This is a genomic window from Colwellia sp. BRX10-4, from assembly GCF_014077465.1.
Lineage (GTDB): Bacteria > Pseudomonadota > Gammaproteobacteria > Enterobacterales > Alteromonadaceae > Colwellia_A.
Map to the genome: position 1 here is coordinate 174,310 of NZ_JACGVZ010000002.1, position 15,152 is coordinate 189,461.

Sequence of the window (15,152 nt, forward strand, 5' to 3'; positions counted from 1 at the left end):
ATGCTAATTTTATTATTCTATAAATCTCATTATGTATATTGATCCCAAATGGCGTGTTTTAACGGTTGGTGATGGCGACTTATCTTTTTCTGCCTCCTTACTAAAACATCATCAACCGCAGCAGCTGACAGCAACCATCTATGACAGCATGGCTTGTTTACAGGAAAAGTACGGTGATGTTTATTATCAGCAGTTACAGCAGGACAATTGCCAAGTCATCACTGATTTTGACGTTACTGATGAAAATACTTGGGGGACGTTAGCTAAAAAATCATTTGATTTGGTGATCTTTCAATTTCCATTATTACCCGCTTTTCCTTCTGAACAAGCTTTTCAAGCTCAGTGCCAACAATTAAGTGTTAATACCTTAAACAGAGCTTTACTGAGAAAATATCTGTTGAACTGCTTTCAATACTTTCTTGATGAAAATGGTGCAAAACTTGCGTTGATCACTTCAAAGAATGTTAAACCTTATTTGCAATGGAATATTGAAAAAGCGTTAATCACTAATACCGATATCAACTATATTGGTCGTTTTTTCTTTGATATTACTAAATTTCCAGATTATAAAGTCAGGAATGTAAACAGAGATAAACATGTTAAATCAACTCAAGGTACAACTTATATATACAGCTATGCGTCTTTAGAAAATTGTAAAGCGATGTTTGATGCTCACAGCGATGACTATATAACCTATAACCGCAAAAGTAGGGTGCCTGAAGATAAAAAATGCCTAGCTTGTCATACAGGCGCTTTTGCCACAGAGCACGACAAGCAAATGCATTTAGCCACTAAGAAACATCAGCAAATGTCTGCTTACGAGCAGCAATGGACTTATTTTTTGCAACAAGAACAAGCTAACAAAGAAATCTTAAATAGGGGCAATAAAGATGCATAACAAAAAAGTACTGATCCCGCTACCGCGCTATGGTTGCGATCCTTCAGAAGTTGCTATTCCTTGGTTATTGCTAAAAGAACAACAGGTTGAAATGACCTTTATAACGGCTGATGGCAAGGTCGCAACGGCCGACGACATTATGCTGACAGGAAAAAGTTTGGGTTTGCTCAAACCCTTATTACAGGCTAGACAAGATGCAATAAATGCCTATCGTCAACTGGAAAAATCAGCTGAATTTAATAAGCCTTTATCTTACACCGATGTGAAAGCCAGTGACTTCGATGGATTATTATTACCGGGTGGGCATGACAAAGGAGTAAAAGAATATTTAGAATCAGAGGTATTGCAAAGATTGGTGGTTGATTTTTTTAATGAAAATAAACCCGTCGCGGCTGTTTGCCATGGCGTATTAATTCCAGCGAGAAGTATTGATCCTAAAAGTCAAAAATCGGTCATCTATAATTATCAATGTACCGGGCTATTAAAGCGTCAAGAGCTTATGGCTTTCCAATTAACTCGACTTTGGTTAGATGATTATTATTTAACGTATCCAGAAACAACCACAGAAGATGAATTAGTGGCAGCACTTGCCAATAAAAATCAGTTTGTTGCCGGCAGTTTGCCAATAGCTCGTGATGATTTACAGCACTTGTCACGTGGCTTTATCGTCAAAGATAGAAACTACTTATCGGCGAGATGGCCTGGAGATATTTATAATTTTAGTTTGAAATTTATTGATATGTTGACAGATTAACCTTGCAGTAAATCTGTCACTTGAATGCTTATATTGATGTTACTTAGGAGAATCCGAGTAAGGGTTTGAAGATGCACTAGCTGGCTTTGAACGTTCAGGTTTTTCTGTTCGACGAGCAAAGCCCTGTTCACTTTTATCTTTATAACTCCCCTTACTGCTATTACTTCTGCTATCTCGACCTTGTGATGAAGGTTTGTTATCAGAAAAATTCGATGATCTGATTGTCGGGATAGGTGCTTGTCCTAAAATGAGTACGGCAGGGTCTTTAGGTTTTTGGCGTGCAGGTATTACTCGCAGACGTGGTGGAATTTCATATTGTTCATCATCGGCTTTAGGTAAGTTCTTAAATTGATATAAATAAAAACGTTCCATTTTTTCACGTGCCCACTCGGTCTTACGCAAAAACTTTAAGCTAGATTCAATACTAGGCTTGTTTTTAAAACAATTAATATTGGTATATTCCGCTAGAATTTCCCAACCGTAATGATCAAACACTTCGTTTAAAAGTGTATCTAATTTAAGCCCGTGCAGGGGATTATTGAGTTGTTCGTCTTCTAGCGTCATGAGATTCTTTTTTACTAAACAGTTATAGACATATTATATACGGATATGCTGACAATGTACTTGCCTTTATTATTTTTTGTTTCGATAACGTTCTTTTGCTTTTCGACCTTTTTTATAAAGTGCTGGTCTTAGAAAGCGTCTTAGTGAAGGAAATAGGTAAGAAACAGTGGTTAACCAACCGCTCGAACGAGGTAATGAAATTTCGATTTGCTGACTTTTGGCTACGCGGATTATTGCGTCGGTGACTTGCTCGGGACTGCTCATCGGTTGAGAAAATACGATGTCTTCTACTTCATCTATTTCAGACATAATAAAGCCCGTATTGATTGGCCCCGGAGAAACTAAACCAATACTAATTCCCGAGCCGCTTAATTCATCAGCAAGGGCATAGGTAAATGCACGCAGCCCAGACTTAGTTGCGCAATAGGTTGCAGCGCCTTGTAAGGGTGTTCGACCAGCTAAAGAGCCCACATTAACGATGCCGCCAAAGCCGCCATTAGTTATACTGCTGCGAATATAAGGTAAAATTAATGCCGACAGTACTATTGGCGCACGTAAATTTACATCGACCATTTTTGCTAATTGTTCAGCGGTATTATTTTCAACATTACCGCGCTGATGATAGCCAGCATTATTAATAAGATAATGAATACTGCCAAATTTTTCTTGAGCACTCTCTAGCATTTTTTGGCAATCAGCTGAATTAGCGACATCCATCTTGATCGTTAAAACCGAAGTTTCAACACTGAGTTCTTTTTCAATCTCGTCGAGTGCTTGTTGTCCTCTCGCTAATAAAACCAAATTAGCTTTCAATTTGGCAAAGGCTCGGGCAGTTTCTGCACCGACACCTGCAGATGCACCGGTAATAACAACTGTTTTACCTTGAAAATAATGTTCCATCTTTATGCTTCCAGTTTCATTTGTTTTTATTTGTTTTATTTATTTACATCTCATGTCGACAAGGTTATTTTACTCTGGTCTAACCAGAGGTATTTATGCCAGAAAAAACCGTATTGTTAACTATCGAAAACAACATTGCTTATGTTGCCCTTAATCGTGCAGATAAACATAACGCTATTAATATGACGATGTTTTATCAACTTGATAAAATTATTAAACAATTACAAAAAGATAAATCACTGCGAGCAGTAATTGTTCATGGTAAAGGTGTCGACTTTTGTAGTGGTTTAGATGTTAAGTCTGTGATGAAAGCGCCGGTTAATATTTTTAAACTCTTGTTTAAATGGTTACCCGGTCAATCAAATTTAGCGCAACGTGTATCAACGGGCTGGCGTAAAATTCCTGCTCCGGTGATTATGGCATTACATGGCAGAGTTTGGGGGGGCGGTTTACAAATAGCACTGGGTGGCGATTTTCGCTTTGTTGAGCCCAGCGCTACTTTATCTATTTTAGAGGCGAGGTGGGGACTCATTCCAGATATGGGTGGCACTTTAGCACTTAAAGAACACTTACCAGCAGATCAAGCCAAGTTGTTGGCGATGACTGGTCAAGAAATTTCTGCGCAGCAAGCGCTTGAATTCAAGTTAATTACCGATATTTGTGCAGATCCCTTAATGTCAGCAAAAAGTTTAGCAGAGAAAATTTGCCAGCAATCACCGGATGCGGTTGCCGGTGTCAAAAAACTTTATAATCATGTTTGGTGGCGCAGTGACCGTTTTACTTTAGCTCGTGAAACTTATTATCAATTAAAGGTTATGTTAGGTAAAAATCAAAAGATAAAAACCTACAATCAAACCCATAGCACCAGTGAAGCGAAAGACTTTAAAGATAGAGGTGATTGGTCGTAAAATTCAACTGAATATTTTCAGGTTAAATTTACGATTATTTTTCGATGATGTGTAGCTAACTAAAGTGATCTAAAAAGTGAGTAACGAATGTATCCCCTTGAATATATAGAGCCAGTTTTTCGTCCGCCGAGTGAGTGGAAGAGCCTTATTTTGCAAGTTACCAATGGCTGCTCTTGGAATAATTGTTCTTTTTGTGAAATGTATACGGCCGAAAACAAAAAATTTAAACCGAAAAAAGTCACATTGATTGAAGAGGAGATGATTAAAGTTGTCGACTCAGGCTTACCTGTTGGTCGGGTATTTTTAGCCGACGGTGACGCAATGATGTTACCGTTTAAACGCTTGAAAGAAATACTTGAGCTAATAAAACAATATTTTCCGCAAGTCACTCGTGTTGCAAGTTATTGTCTACCAAGAAATGTCAGTAATAAAACCGTTGAACAGCTAGCAGAGTTAAAGGCGTTAGGCTTGTCTCTCTTGTATGTTGGCTGTGAAAGTGGTGACGATGAGGTCTTACAATTAATTGACAAGGGCGAAACCTATCAAAGCTCTTTAATTGCGCTTAACAAAATTAAGCAAGCAGGTATTAAAAGTTCAGTGATGATCTTAAATGGACTTGGTGGACCTGAGTTATCCAAACAGCATGCCGTTAACTCAGCTAAATTAATGAATGAAGCACAACCCGACTATTTATCGACACTCGTGGTTAGCTTCCCTTTAGGGCAAGAACGTTTTGCTAAAAACTTTACTGACCGACAATATCAACCCTATCGACTGTTAAGTCAGCAAGAATTATTTATTGAAATGGCAACATTATTATCTTCGCTGGAATTAGAAAAAACTATTTTTAGGTCTGATCATGCTTCGAATTACTTAGTCTTAAAGGGCATTCTAGGGAAAGATAAAGAGAAACTAGTTAATACGGTGCAAATGGCATTAGCGCATTCTACAGAAATTCCGCTTCGTCAAGAATGGCAACGAGGATTATAGTTAGCTGATAAATGTAGTCTGTACTTTATTTACAGCAAATAGCTCCGTCACCATCAATAACGTTGATATGCGAAGGTATATTGGCAATATAAGTGTGGTTGACGTTAATTGATAATAAAGTCTGTTGATTTTATTTTATCGTGGTTTAGGATTCAGTTTTAATGAATAAATTTCTGATTAAGTCTATTTTACTATTTTTTATTGTGCTTGCTCCGCTGCAGGCACTTCAACAATTATTGCCAACACAAAAAATTACGTTTTATACTGAAAACTATCCACCTGCTAATTATTTAGTTAATGATAAGCTTAAGGGAATTTCAGTAGAGACTTTAAAAGCGTTATGGAAACATTTAGACATTGTAGAACAAGAAATTCTGCTTGTGCCTTGGGCACGTGGCTATAGATTTACTTTAGATAAAGCCAACACTGCTTTGTTTACCATTTCTAGAACTCAAGCTCGCGAAAGTTTATTTAAATGGGTTGGGCCTATTTTTCACTCTACTCATGTACTGATAGCCAAAAAATCAAAAAACTTTGAGTTTGCTAATTTAGGGCAGATTTTTTACCATAAAGTTGCCACCGTAGCAGGTGATATTTCAGAAATTTCGCTTCATCAAGTGGGCTTTCCTTCCTCTAACCTAGCAAAAGTCTCCACCTTAAAACAAACTTTTTTAATGATGCAATCAGATCGTGTCGACATGATTGTTATCTCTATACATGGTTTCGCTTATTTAGCAGAACAACTTGGGTTTGATGAAACTGACTATGAACAGGTCTGGCAGGTCAATAAGGTGGGTAATTATTTGGCTTTTAATATAAACACAGCCAATGATGTGATAGCACTATATCAAAAGGCCTTCGATGATATTGCACCGCAACGGTTAGCGATTAAAGCTACTTATGCTTTACCCCAGGCTGAGTATTAATGAGTTGAGTATATTAAGTGTCTTGTCTATTGATGACATTATCAAATATTAACTTGGCAGGTTTATTCTTAAGTTATTAAAATTAGTGACTTTGTTAATTCTGTGTAGTAAGAATGTAGTTATTATTATTATTATTATTCTTAAATGAGAGCTCTTTTCATTATCGGTTTTGCTATAAATAAAACCTTGCTATCTATCGATATAAAGCCATACTAAATTGATGTTAGGTAAACGGACTTAACACTAACCCTTGCCATTACATCAGGAATAAATATTACCTTACTTGCTATTTTACCCGCTGATAGTTGCCATAATTCTGTCAAAAAGACGGGATCATACTATGAACGTTGATACGCGGTTCCCAAACTTTCTGGTTAAGCCCTTTTTATTACTAATGGCCTTCGCTTTGTCCATCATTCTGACTGGATTGATAATATTTCAATATCAAAAAAATATCATTCTAGAACGCAGCGAAGATAACCTCGCCAGCATTGCTAATCTAAAAGTCGAACGAATCGAATATTGGCTTGACGGACTTGAACGTGATGCCAGTATTATCAGTAAAGATTATTATTTTACCACTCTACTGGAACAGTGGTTACTTGCTGGCGCTCCCGATAATGCTGACCGTAATAATATTTTAAAGCGCCTTAAAAATATTGAAGACAATAATAAATATGCTGCCCTATCGCTGCTCAACCTAGCAGGTCAGACAATATTATCGACTAACAACATAACAATGAACCCAGACAATGATTCGATAAAAGAGCAGGCCATAAACGTTATTCGCACTGAAAAAATGATACTTGGTGAGATTAACCTAGGGCAAAAAGAAAAACTAAAAATGTCGATGCTAGTGCCTTTATTTGTCGAAAGTAAAGGGGCTCGTCAGATCATTGGTGTACTTTATTTTAGTATTCATCCAGAGCAGTTTCTATTTCCTATGCTAGATGCTTGGCCAGTTGATCGCCTGAGTGCAGAAACCTTACTGGTACGCAGAGATAGCGGTAAGGCACTGTACCTTAATGAGGTACGTCGTAAGAAAGACTTATCGCTTAGTATGAGTATTCCGCTTAACCAAGAAGATATCCCGGGTACGAATGCTGTCAATGGCAAAACGGGTTTCTTTCGTGGTGTCGATTATCAAAACATACCGGTTATTTCCTATTTATCGCAGGTCCCTAGAATGGATTGGGGCATGGTGGCAAAAGTTGATGAAGCCGAAGTCTATGCACCGATTTATAGACGTGCTCGACAGCTAATTTGGATGGGAGGCATATTATTTGTGGCGGTGTCACTCGCTACTTGGTTGTACATTCGACGTGCTTTGGTTGTTGAACTAGCCCGATTGCAAGCAGATAAGCAATTAAAAAAGAGTGAAGAGTCGCTTCGACTTCTTGTCTCAAGTGTACGTGATTACGCCATTATAATGCTTGATGTCGATGGACGTATTAGCTCATGGAATAAAGGGGCTGAATATATTACCGGTTATACCTTTGCTGATGTGATTGGAGAGTTTTTCTCTTGTTTATATCCCCATGAAGAAATAATCGCAGGTCAACCACAAAAAGAATTACAGGTCGCTAGAGAGCTAGGCCGTTTTGAGATAAATGGCTGGAAAATCTGTAAAAATGGCACACGCTTTTGGGCCAATACGGTAATAGCAGCGATAAATAGCACTGATAACAAAGTGATTGGTTTCGCTCAAGTTACGCGTGACATCAGTGAGCAGCGACAAGGCGAGCAACTGCGTGCTGAAAGTGAAGCTTTACGTCACGCTAGTCAAATGAAAAGCGAATTTCTTGCCAGTATGTCTCATGAATTACGTACGCCACTTAATGCTATTATAGGTTTTTCAGAAGTCATTAGAGATGGCTTGGTGGGGGAACTTAGCCAACAGCAAAGTAAATATATTGGCAATATCTTTGAAAGTGGTCAGCATTTGCTTTCGCTAATCAACGATGTGCTTGATCTCTCGAAAGTAGAAGCGGGTAAGATGATCCTCGATATAGAGACATTTCAATTGACCAGCTTATTGCATGACTGTACTTCTATGATAAAAGAGAAAGCGTTATCGCGAAATATCGAATTAATCGAGGATGTGCAAGCAGATTTAGGTTTTATGCAATGTGATGGGCGCAAACTCAAGCAGATTATTTACAACCTATTATCTAATGCTGTTAAGTTTACACCACGAGGTGGCACCATTATTTTTTCTGCCTGCCATGCTGTTCGCGCTAACGTGATTATGATCACTGAAGATAATTCATGGAAAACTCGACTGATTAATGAAGTTGATGATGTTGAAACCACCTTTGATGAGTTTTTAGAAATCACGGTACATGATACCGGTATAGGTATTTCTGAGAATAATTTAAATAAGCTTTTTCAACCCTTCACCCAAATAGACAGTAGCCTATCCCGAAAATTTGGTGGCACTGGGCTGGGTTTAGTTATGGTGAAAGCACTTGCTCATTTGCATGGTGGATTTATGGCGGTATCGAGCGCAGAAGATAAAGGTGCTTGTTTTAAAGTGTGGATACCATGGCGTGATGTCAGCGTTAAAGACGTTTCTCTTTCAGTTAACCCACCCATACAAATAAAAGATGAGAATATTGACCGTAATTTGGTTAAATAGCATGAGTTGCCCTTTATTACTGAAGTTGAGAAGAGCGCTTCGGTACTGGTAAATTTAGCGCTAGAAAAAGACAGTTAAACTGGACTCCTAGAAAGACTGAATATAAAAGGGCGCGTTAATTTATCATTAAAGAATAAATATGCTCTAGGTTAATATTTTAGCGGTATGGCCAAAGATTACGTGAATAGATAAATAGTGAGTACTTCAGTTTAGTGAGCTTTAGGTAAACGCAGTAAGAGGAAATGGAATGGCTCGCATATTAATTGTTGAAGATAACCCGATGAACATGGAACTCGCCACTTTGTTAGTTGAAAAAGCGGGTCATAGCGTTATTCAAGCAAAAGATGCGCAAAGTGCCTTGCGTATAAGTCGAACAGAATTACCAGACTTGATCCTGATGGATGTACAGCTTCCGGGTCTGTCGGGTTTAGAAGCCGTGGTATTGCTAAAAGCATCTCCTGCGACAAAGTCTATACCTATTATCGCGTTAACTGCTCTAGCAATGAGTGGAGATAAAGAACTATGTTTGGCTGCAGGTTGCGACGACTATATATCTAAACCCTTGCGTTATAAAGTATTGTGGGCAGTAGTCGAAAAACATGTAATATAACCTCAATCTCTTAATAGGAAAATCGATATGAATAATCGACCCAGAAAAGTCCTTATTGTTGACGATGAAGACTTCAATCGAGAACTTTTTAAGGTGATGCTTGAATATGAAGGCTATCTTATTCAGACAGTTAATGGGGGAGAAGAGGCTTTAAAAAGTGTAGAGCAAGACCCACCGGATTTAATTCTCCTCGACATCATGATGCCTGGGCTGAATGGTAATATAGTTGCAGAAAGGTTAAAACTTAATCCTGAGACCATGTATATTCCAATTATTATGGTGACCTCGTTAGATGATCATGCGGCTAAATTGACGGCACTTAAAGTAGGCGCTGATGATTTTCTCACAAAGCCAATCGACCGAGCTGAAATTATATTACGGGTTAGGAACATGTTGCGCTTAAAGGATTACAGCGATCTGCTTTCAGACTACAACAATAAACTTGAAGATAAGGTTAAAGAACGTACGACTAAGCTTGAAAATGCTTATAAGGAAACTATCATCACTATGGTCTGCGCTGCTGAACTTAAGGATGAGGAAACTGGGGCACACGTACGCCGTATTGCACACTATTCATATCTGTTAGGGCGATTGCTTGGTCTGAGTGAAGAAATGAATAAAGCATTGTTTTATGCGAGCCCGATGCACGACATTGGTAAGATTGGTATATCAGATGCTATTCTTTTCAAAACAACGCCTTTTACACCCCAAGAGCGTGAAACCATGAACACACATAGTGCTATTGGCGCAAAAATTCTGCAAAAAGGAGATTCTCCTTTTATCAGAATGGGCGCTGAAATCGCATTAAATCATCACGAAAGATGGGATGGTACTGGCTATCCTAATGGTCTATCTGGTGAAGATATTCCATTACCTGCTCGTATTATGGCGTTGTGTGATGTTTATGATGCGCTGCGCTCAAAACGCCCTTATAAACCTGCTTTTAGTCATGAAAAGGCAGTAAAAATAATTACTGAAGGTGATGGCAGAACCATGCCAGAACATTTTGACCCTAAGGTGCTCGCCGCTTTTGCCGCATATCCAGAGAATTTTGAAAAGGTCTATGAAAAATATAAGGACGGCCACTAACGACTACTAACCTCTGTATAAGTAACGCTGTTTTAACAACAGCGTTAGCCGCCACCGCATATAAGCCTGATGACTGATAGTGCTTGTTGTTAAATCACAGCGTTAGCTTTAGCGGCTATTGCATTTAAGTTTGATGGCAGTTAGGACTTGTTACTAAACCACAACGTTAATTGAGCGTTTTTGGAATGCTGTCCAGTAACTCATCGTAATGGCTATAAACTTTAGGCATATCCATTTTATTGAGAAACTCAGAGCAGGTTAAGTAAGCTAATAAATAGCGTGCGTCTTCAACCCATGGTGGTAAGTATTTACCGGGTTGGCATAGCCCCATTTCCTCTAATTTGTATAGTACTGGAATGTCTTCAATATCTAATTTTCCACAAAATAATAACTTAAGACAATCTGCTCGACCATTAGCGGCGATAGCTTTTAAGAAATTATGCACGCGGATAAGTCCTTCTAAGTATACACCATCTTTGGTAAAGGGTGCGCCGCCAGTTAAAACACCCCCCCTGAAAACTCTCCGAGTATTTTCATAAGCTTGTGATTCATTGCCAATACGACCTAAAAAGTAGTCATACACTTCTAAAAAGTCTGCACCTTCAATCGACATTTGTATCGCGATAATACGGTCAGCTAGTCTGCGTAGTCTATCTAAATCGATAGAATTAGTGATATATTCAGAAAATACCGCCAAGCCCTCTTGTGTTTTAGTGGTCCCAGGATGACCAGCGGCTAATATTTTAAGGTGAGGCTGATTAAGTCCATTAATCGAAGTGGCAACATGAATATGGGCTTCATGATTAATGAGTTGTTGCGCGTCAAGATCAGTAAAACAGGCTGTCCTCCTAATCCGTATTAACTTTGGGTTTGCTAACGCGTTGGCAGATAGCTCATCAACCACTTCAACTTTCGGCGCATCTGTACCAAACATTTTAGTCACGGCTGCTTGCATTTGCTCAGCGATATCTGAAGCTAGATAACACATGGGTGGTGGACTACCAAAGTTGTAACTAGCATAACTACTAATTTGTTTGTCAAAAATATTCGCTAATTCAAGCGGTGTTGATTTACCGTCAGTAAATGGGTTGGTAGGTTTGCCGTAAAGCGCCTCAGAAAATTCATAAAACTTTTTAGTGCCTACCGATCCCATCATCAGAGCACCATATTCAAGCTTAGTTGAAATACGCTTTAGCCATTCATCTATGTCTGAATTCCCCATCAAGCTTCTAGCTTCACTCACTAAACTTAAGGTTTTACTGGGATCAAAAGTAGGGTAGTTAACCTTAGGTAGCTCTTTACACTTATCTGCAAAGAATTGCTGTTTAATATCTCTGTTCCATTCTAAATGGGTGAGTATTCTGATCGGTTGGCTAGCGCTGTATAGAATAGAACTTATCTGACAAATCCGTTCTTTTTCCACTTCTAATGTATTCATGGGTCTTTAAATTCCATAGTCATTACGAGTTACTTGCTGAGTTAACTCACAAAATTTGCGTTAGCACCAAAAGTAAATTGTTATGTTATTGGTTTTACTCTGTAAATTGGCGCATTAACACATGGTAAAGTTAAGGGGTTTTAAAATGATCTTTTGTTAATGTTTTTGCTGAGCCAACACCACATCCGACGATTAAGTTCATCACGCTTTTAGCACTGCCTTCAATGTGTTTAACATCTGCTTTAGGAGCAAAAATAACGAAACCATTAAATGGGCTAGGGCTGGTAGGTACAAATACCGCAAAATGGTCCTCTAATTCGTCAGTGATATAGCCCAAAACTAATTGTTCAGATTGAAATGCTTTAAGCATTACTGGGCGCGTAAAAGAACCACCATCTTTATTTTTAAATTGGCTCAGTATATCTCTTATTAGCGTATAGCCAGGAATAGGAACAAGTAAGCGTTGTTCTAATTGACCATGAACATAGCGTCCCCATACTGTTTGTACGAGTACTCCTATGATAAAGCATAATAAAAATACGGCAGTAAAGGCAAGAATTTCAGCTAAAGGAATGTGAGAGACAAATTGTGTTGAGAAAAAAGTAGATATCGGTTCAAAGGCCATTGAGAGTGAATTTAATAGCCAAAAAGCGACTTTAAAGATAATAACGACGGGCAATAATATAACCATTCCACCAATAAATGCTGTTAATAAAAAGTTTTTAATTTTTTTTAATATACTTAATAATTGCAAGTTAATATCCTAAATACGGTTGAAATAAGCGAAGATACGCTGAATGTTTGCCCAAGAACTCTTTTATACGTCATGTTTACATTGTAATGCTAAACAATCACTATCTTTATCTATAATCATAGAGGAGTCCACTCTTACGCCACTACCGGCATAATGACCATTTGCGGTAAAAGTACAAACTTGCACATACTTATCCTCAACATAGGGCAAGGGAAACAATGTTTGGTAGATTTGATCTCTTGTCTCAAAATTACCTGACTTTTCGGCAATCACTTGCTTGTTCTCATCTATTATCTTTATATTTGCACCACAGCGGCCAACGATTGGCTTACTTACGTAGCCAGTTTGCTTAAGTTCATCTGTTAATTCAAAGCTGGTATTTAATAAGTAGGGATGATTTGGAAATAGCATACATAGCACAGGTAAAATCGCTTTGTTGCTAGGAATAAGTGTCCAAAGTGGCTCAAAAACCATAATATTATCGTTTAGTAGTACGTCAGATAAGCTAGGTTTAATGGATTTATTATGCTGAGTTTTATTAATAACATCATCTTGATTTGCTCTTATTTCGTCAAGTGCAGTCTCCCACGCCCATGTTTTCCATATCCATTGAATCTTTATGCCGGCTGAATCTTCAATTTCATTATTTATATTGCACGTTAATGAATCAATCCCTACCAATATTTTACATTGATGGCCCGCCGCTTCTATGGCGTTTTTCATAAAGAGTGCATGATAGGTTTCTTCGGGGTCATTATCTTGTAATATATGAATAACGGAGTCGATAGCACGAGCTTGCCAAGCTTTAACTAAATGGCTAAATAAGGCTGTGCCTGCATCAGTTCCTCCTTTTACTTGGAAGTGTTTTAGCCATTTACCTTGTACTTTTCCAACCTCCATATAGCATGATGCCGAATCACAATTATATTCGTAGACCTTCAAGCCATGTTCAGACATTGAAAAATCAAAACGGCTTGTTACTAATTGATTAGCACGGTTAGACCATGAGCGCTGAATTTTTTCATTTAGGTTTTTGGGTAAGCCAAATTTTTCCAACAGCTCTGGATGTTCCAGCACGTAATCGGTAGCATGCATAAACATTTGATGCAGTTCATCTGTGGCCGTTTCGAGTGCTAAATGAGCTTGGGGGGATATACGGTAATAGCGTAAAGCGCTTGCATCATCACATGACAGTCTATGGCCAGCCATCATTTGAAAAAATGCATATTCGTCGTCATTGGCGAGGTTTAACCAAGGGGTATTGGCTTTATTTTGTGCTGGCGCAGTACAAGCTTCAATATTAAACACTGCGGGTTCTGGCAGAGAAAAAATCAGTGCATCTGTTTCATCATCAGTTTGTATTAACCACCCTAAAATGGTTGACCCATCAGAAGGGCAGTGCAGCCAGTAGTCGCCGTTACTGCCTAATTTTGCTTTTATTTCACGCGAATAGTTTTGCCCATTTGGCCAAGGTGCAAAGGCCATATTTTGTTCGGCGATATGCACTTTATCGTTAAAAACTGCAGTAATAATAGCTACGTGACCCGTTTCTTCAAATTCTCCACCTTCATCCCAAATCAGTAAACTTCCTACTTCAGGTAATCTCTTTGCACCATTTTCAAAGGCATTTAAGGCGAGTTCGTTATTATTTACAATATCTCTCACAGAACGTAAATTAAATATTTCGTAAGCCATCGCTACATCGTTAAAAATATAACCTTTGTTGGTGTAAAGCCATCGACGAGCAAATTCAACACATTGCCATTTATGTCCCATATAAATGTCATCTACATAGCTTCTAAAGTGACTACGCGATTTATAGATTAATGGGTCTACGGTATCATAATCGCTAGAATAAGCGGTTACATTGCCCATCGATATACCGATAGGTGTGCCAAAAGAGACATCTTGTATGTTTTTAATTTTAGTCATTTAGTCCAGACTTTAGTGGCTATTAGCGTAAAAAAAAATGCTTTCGCTATAGCATTGCCCTTTAAAATAGTTGAGTGAAATAATGCTTAAGATGAACGATAAGCTCATTTAATCTAACTTTACATTAAGCTTAATATTCTGGTCAAGATCAGATTAAACTAACGGTATTTTTTACGTGAGATATAGAGTATAAGTAGCTATGAAGCTAACCTTGTAATATTTTTGTTTAAGCGAACGGAGATAAAATAGCGGAGGAATATCCTATTTGTGCAAAATTGATGAATAAAATTGATGAATAAAATTGAGATGAAATTGATAAGTGTAAACCACTAAACGTTGAACACTTTTCGCTAATAGTTTGTCATCCTTCGAGGCTAGGCTATAACCGGTAAATAACTCACTAGTTATCTAAGGTATACGATGCAAATATTTCTTCATAACGACCATTCGCTTTTAATTCTTTAAGGCCTTTATTGAAGCCATTTCTGGCTTTTTTATCATGAAAAATAATATTATTAGGGCTTGCTCCAAAGAGTGGAAACTTATCTACTAATAAATGGGTATTGATTTGTCCTTCTTTTTGAATTTTAGCTCGGTAATGTTTAAATATTTGTAGGTCTAACTGGATGATATCGAAACGTTCTAGATATAACATTTTAACCTGTAATTTTTGATCATGATTCTCTAGATAAAGCGGTTTTTTGTTGGCCATTACGGCATACTCTCCACCCAAATGTGTTTTTGCGCCTTG

The 15,152-nt window shown here is 38.0% G+C and carries 14 protein-coding genes; 8 read left to right on the plus strand and 6 right to left on the minus strand.

Going from position 1 to position 15,152, the window contains the following annotated elements:
- The first annotated feature begins 31 nt into the window (after positions 1–31).
- Together H4J67_RS03225 and H4J67_RS03230 are read left to right on the plus strand one after the other, a co-directional pair.
- Positions 32–898 (plus strand): class I SAM-dependent methyltransferase, encoded by an 867-nt coding sequence (locus H4J67_RS03225; RefSeq protein ID WP_182202865.1) that lies wholly within the window; start codon positions 32–34, stop codon positions 896–898.
- Positions 891–1,652 (plus strand): type 1 glutamine amidotransferase domain-containing protein, encoded by a 762-nt coding sequence (locus tag H4J67_RS03230; RefSeq protein WP_182202867.1) that lies wholly within the window; start codon positions 891–893, stop codon positions 1,650–1,652. The genes H4J67_RS03225 and H4J67_RS03230 overlap by 8 nt, the downstream gene beginning before the upstream one ends.
- Before the next feature lie 39 nt (positions 1,653–1,691).
- On the opposite strand, the gene H4J67_RS03235 is transcribed toward H4J67_RS03230, so the two are convergent.
- Both H4J67_RS03235 and H4J67_RS03240 read right to left on the minus strand, forming a co-directional pair.
- The gene (locus H4J67_RS03235) at positions 1,692–2,216 is read right to left on the minus strand and encodes a VF530 family DNA-binding protein (RefSeq protein WP_182174357.1); all 525 of its coding nucleotides are present in this window, start codon (positions 2,214–2,216) and stop codon (positions 1,692–1,694) included.
- Positions 2,217–2,285: 69 nt separating this feature from the next.
- On the minus strand, positions 2,286–3,116 hold the full coding sequence (locus H4J67_RS03240; protein WP_182202868.1) for an SDR family oxidoreductase: 831 nt from the start codon (positions 3,114–3,116) through the stop codon (positions 2,286–2,288).
- Positions 3,117–3,211: 95 nt separating this feature from the next.
- On the opposite strand from H4J67_RS03240, the gene H4J67_RS03245 reads away from it, so the two are divergent.
- From H4J67_RS03245 to H4J67_RS03270, 6 genes are all read left to right on the plus strand, one after another.
- Positions 3,212–4,024 carry a crotonase/enoyl-CoA hydratase family protein gene (locus H4J67_RS03245; protein WP_182174363.1) on the plus strand — a complete coding sequence of 271 codons (813 nt, stop codon included), beginning with the start codon at positions 3,212–3,214 and terminating at the stop codon, positions 4,022–4,024.
- 87 nt (positions 4,025–4,111) lie between these two features.
- Positions 4,112–5,014: a radical SAM protein gene (locus H4J67_RS03250; protein ID WP_182174367.1), complete on the plus strand. Its 903-nt coding sequence runs from the start codon at positions 4,112–4,114 to the stop codon at positions 5,012–5,014.
- A 161-nt stretch (positions 5,015–5,175) separates the two neighbouring features.
- Positions 5,176–5,940 (plus strand): ABC transporter substrate-binding protein, encoded by a 765-nt coding sequence (locus H4J67_RS03255; protein ID WP_182202870.1) that lies wholly within the window; start codon positions 5,176–5,178, stop codon positions 5,938–5,940.
- A gap of 340 nt (positions 5,941–6,280) precedes the next feature.
- Entirely contained in the window at positions 6,281–8,578 is a 2,298-nt protein-coding gene (locus H4J67_RS03260) for an ATP-binding protein (protein ID WP_182202871.1), read from the plus strand.
- A gap of 247 nt (positions 8,579–8,825) precedes the next feature.
- On the plus strand, positions 8,826–9,188 hold the full coding sequence (locus tag H4J67_RS03265) for a response regulator (RefSeq protein WP_182174376.1): 363 nt from the start codon (positions 8,826–8,828) through the stop codon (positions 9,186–9,188).
- Positions 9,189–9,215: 27 nt separating this feature from the next.
- Complete coding sequence (locus H4J67_RS03270) at positions 9,216–10,277, plus strand: HD domain-containing phosphohydrolase (RefSeq protein WP_182174379.1); 1,062 nt, start codon at positions 9,216–9,218, stop codon at positions 10,275–10,277.
- A gap of 166 nt (positions 10,278–10,443) precedes the next feature.
- On the opposite strand, the gene H4J67_RS03275 is transcribed toward H4J67_RS03270, so the two are convergent.
- The 4 genes from H4J67_RS03275 to H4J67_RS03290 all read right to left on the minus strand — a co-directional run bounded on the left by H4J67_RS03275 (position 10,444) and on the right by H4J67_RS03290 (position 15,113).
- Positions 10,444–11,715 (minus strand): flavohemoglobin expression-modulating QEGLA motif protein, encoded by a 1,272-nt coding sequence (locus tag H4J67_RS03275; RefSeq protein ID WP_182174382.1) that lies wholly within the window; start codon positions 11,713–11,715, stop codon positions 10,444–10,446.
- Between the two features lie 130 nt (positions 11,716–11,845).
- The gene (locus H4J67_RS03280; RefSeq protein WP_182174385.1) at positions 11,846–12,469 is read right to left on the minus strand and encodes a DUF502 domain-containing protein; all 624 of its coding nucleotides are present in this window, start codon (positions 12,467–12,469) and stop codon (positions 11,846–11,848) included.
- Between the two features lie 63 nt (positions 12,470–12,532).
- Positions 12,533–14,401, minus strand: coding sequence for a glutathionylspermidine synthase family protein (locus H4J67_RS03285; protein ID WP_182174400.1), 1,869 nt, complete (start codon positions 14,399–14,401; stop codon positions 12,533–12,535).
- A 400-nt stretch (positions 14,402–14,801) separates the two neighbouring features.
- Positions 14,802–15,113 carry a hypothetical protein gene (locus H4J67_RS03290; protein WP_182174403.1) on the minus strand — a complete coding sequence of 104 codons (312 nt, stop codon included), beginning with the start codon at positions 15,111–15,113 and terminating at the stop codon, positions 14,802–14,804.
- Between the last annotated feature and the right edge of the window lie 39 nt (positions 15,114–15,152).

Bases quoted from the DNA above. Each gene is read 5' to 3' on its own strand.
- H4J67_RS03225 (WP_182202865.1), top strand. From the start codon at position 32: ATGTATATTGATCCCAAATGGCGTGTTTTAACGGTTGGTGATGGCGAC.
- H4J67_RS03230 (WP_182202867.1), top strand. From the start codon at position 891: ATGCATAACAAAAAAGTACTGATCCCGCTACCGCGCTATGGTTGCGAT.
- H4J67_RS03235 (WP_182174357.1), bottom strand. From the start codon at position 2,216: ATGACGCTAGAAGACGAACAACTCAATAATCCCCTGCACGGGCTTAAA.
- H4J67_RS03240 (WP_182202868.1), bottom strand. From the start codon at position 3,116: ATGGAACATTATTTTCAAGGTAAAACAGTTGTTATTACCGGTGCATCT.
- H4J67_RS03245 (WP_182174363.1), top strand. From the start codon at position 3,212: ATGCCAGAAAAAACCGTATTGTTAACTATCGAAAACAACATTGCTTAT.
- H4J67_RS03250 (WP_182174367.1), top strand. From the start codon at position 4,112: ATGTATCCCCTTGAATATATAGAGCCAGTTTTTCGTCCGCCGAGTGAG.
- H4J67_RS03255 (WP_182202870.1), top strand. From the start codon at position 5,176: ATGAATAAATTTCTGATTAAGTCTATTTTACTATTTTTTATTGTGCTT.
- H4J67_RS03260 (WP_182202871.1), top strand. From the start codon at position 6,281: ATGAACGTTGATACGCGGTTCCCAAACTTTCTGGTTAAGCCCTTTTTA.
- H4J67_RS03265 (WP_182174376.1), top strand. From the start codon at position 8,826: ATGGCTCGCATATTAATTGTTGAAGATAACCCGATGAACATGGAACTC.
- H4J67_RS03270 (WP_182174379.1), top strand. From the start codon at position 9,216: ATGAATAATCGACCCAGAAAAGTCCTTATTGTTGACGATGAAGACTTC.
- H4J67_RS03275 (WP_182174382.1), bottom strand. From the start codon at position 11,715: ATGAATACATTAGAAGTGGAAAAAGAACGGATTTGTCAGATAAGTTCT.
- H4J67_RS03285 (WP_182174400.1), bottom strand. From the start codon at position 14,401: ATGACTAAAATTAAAAACATACAAGATGTCTCTTTTGGCACACCTATC.
- H4J67_RS03290 (WP_182174403.1), bottom strand. From the start codon at position 15,113: ATGGCCAACAAAAAACCGCTTTATCTAGAGAATCATGATCAAAAATTA.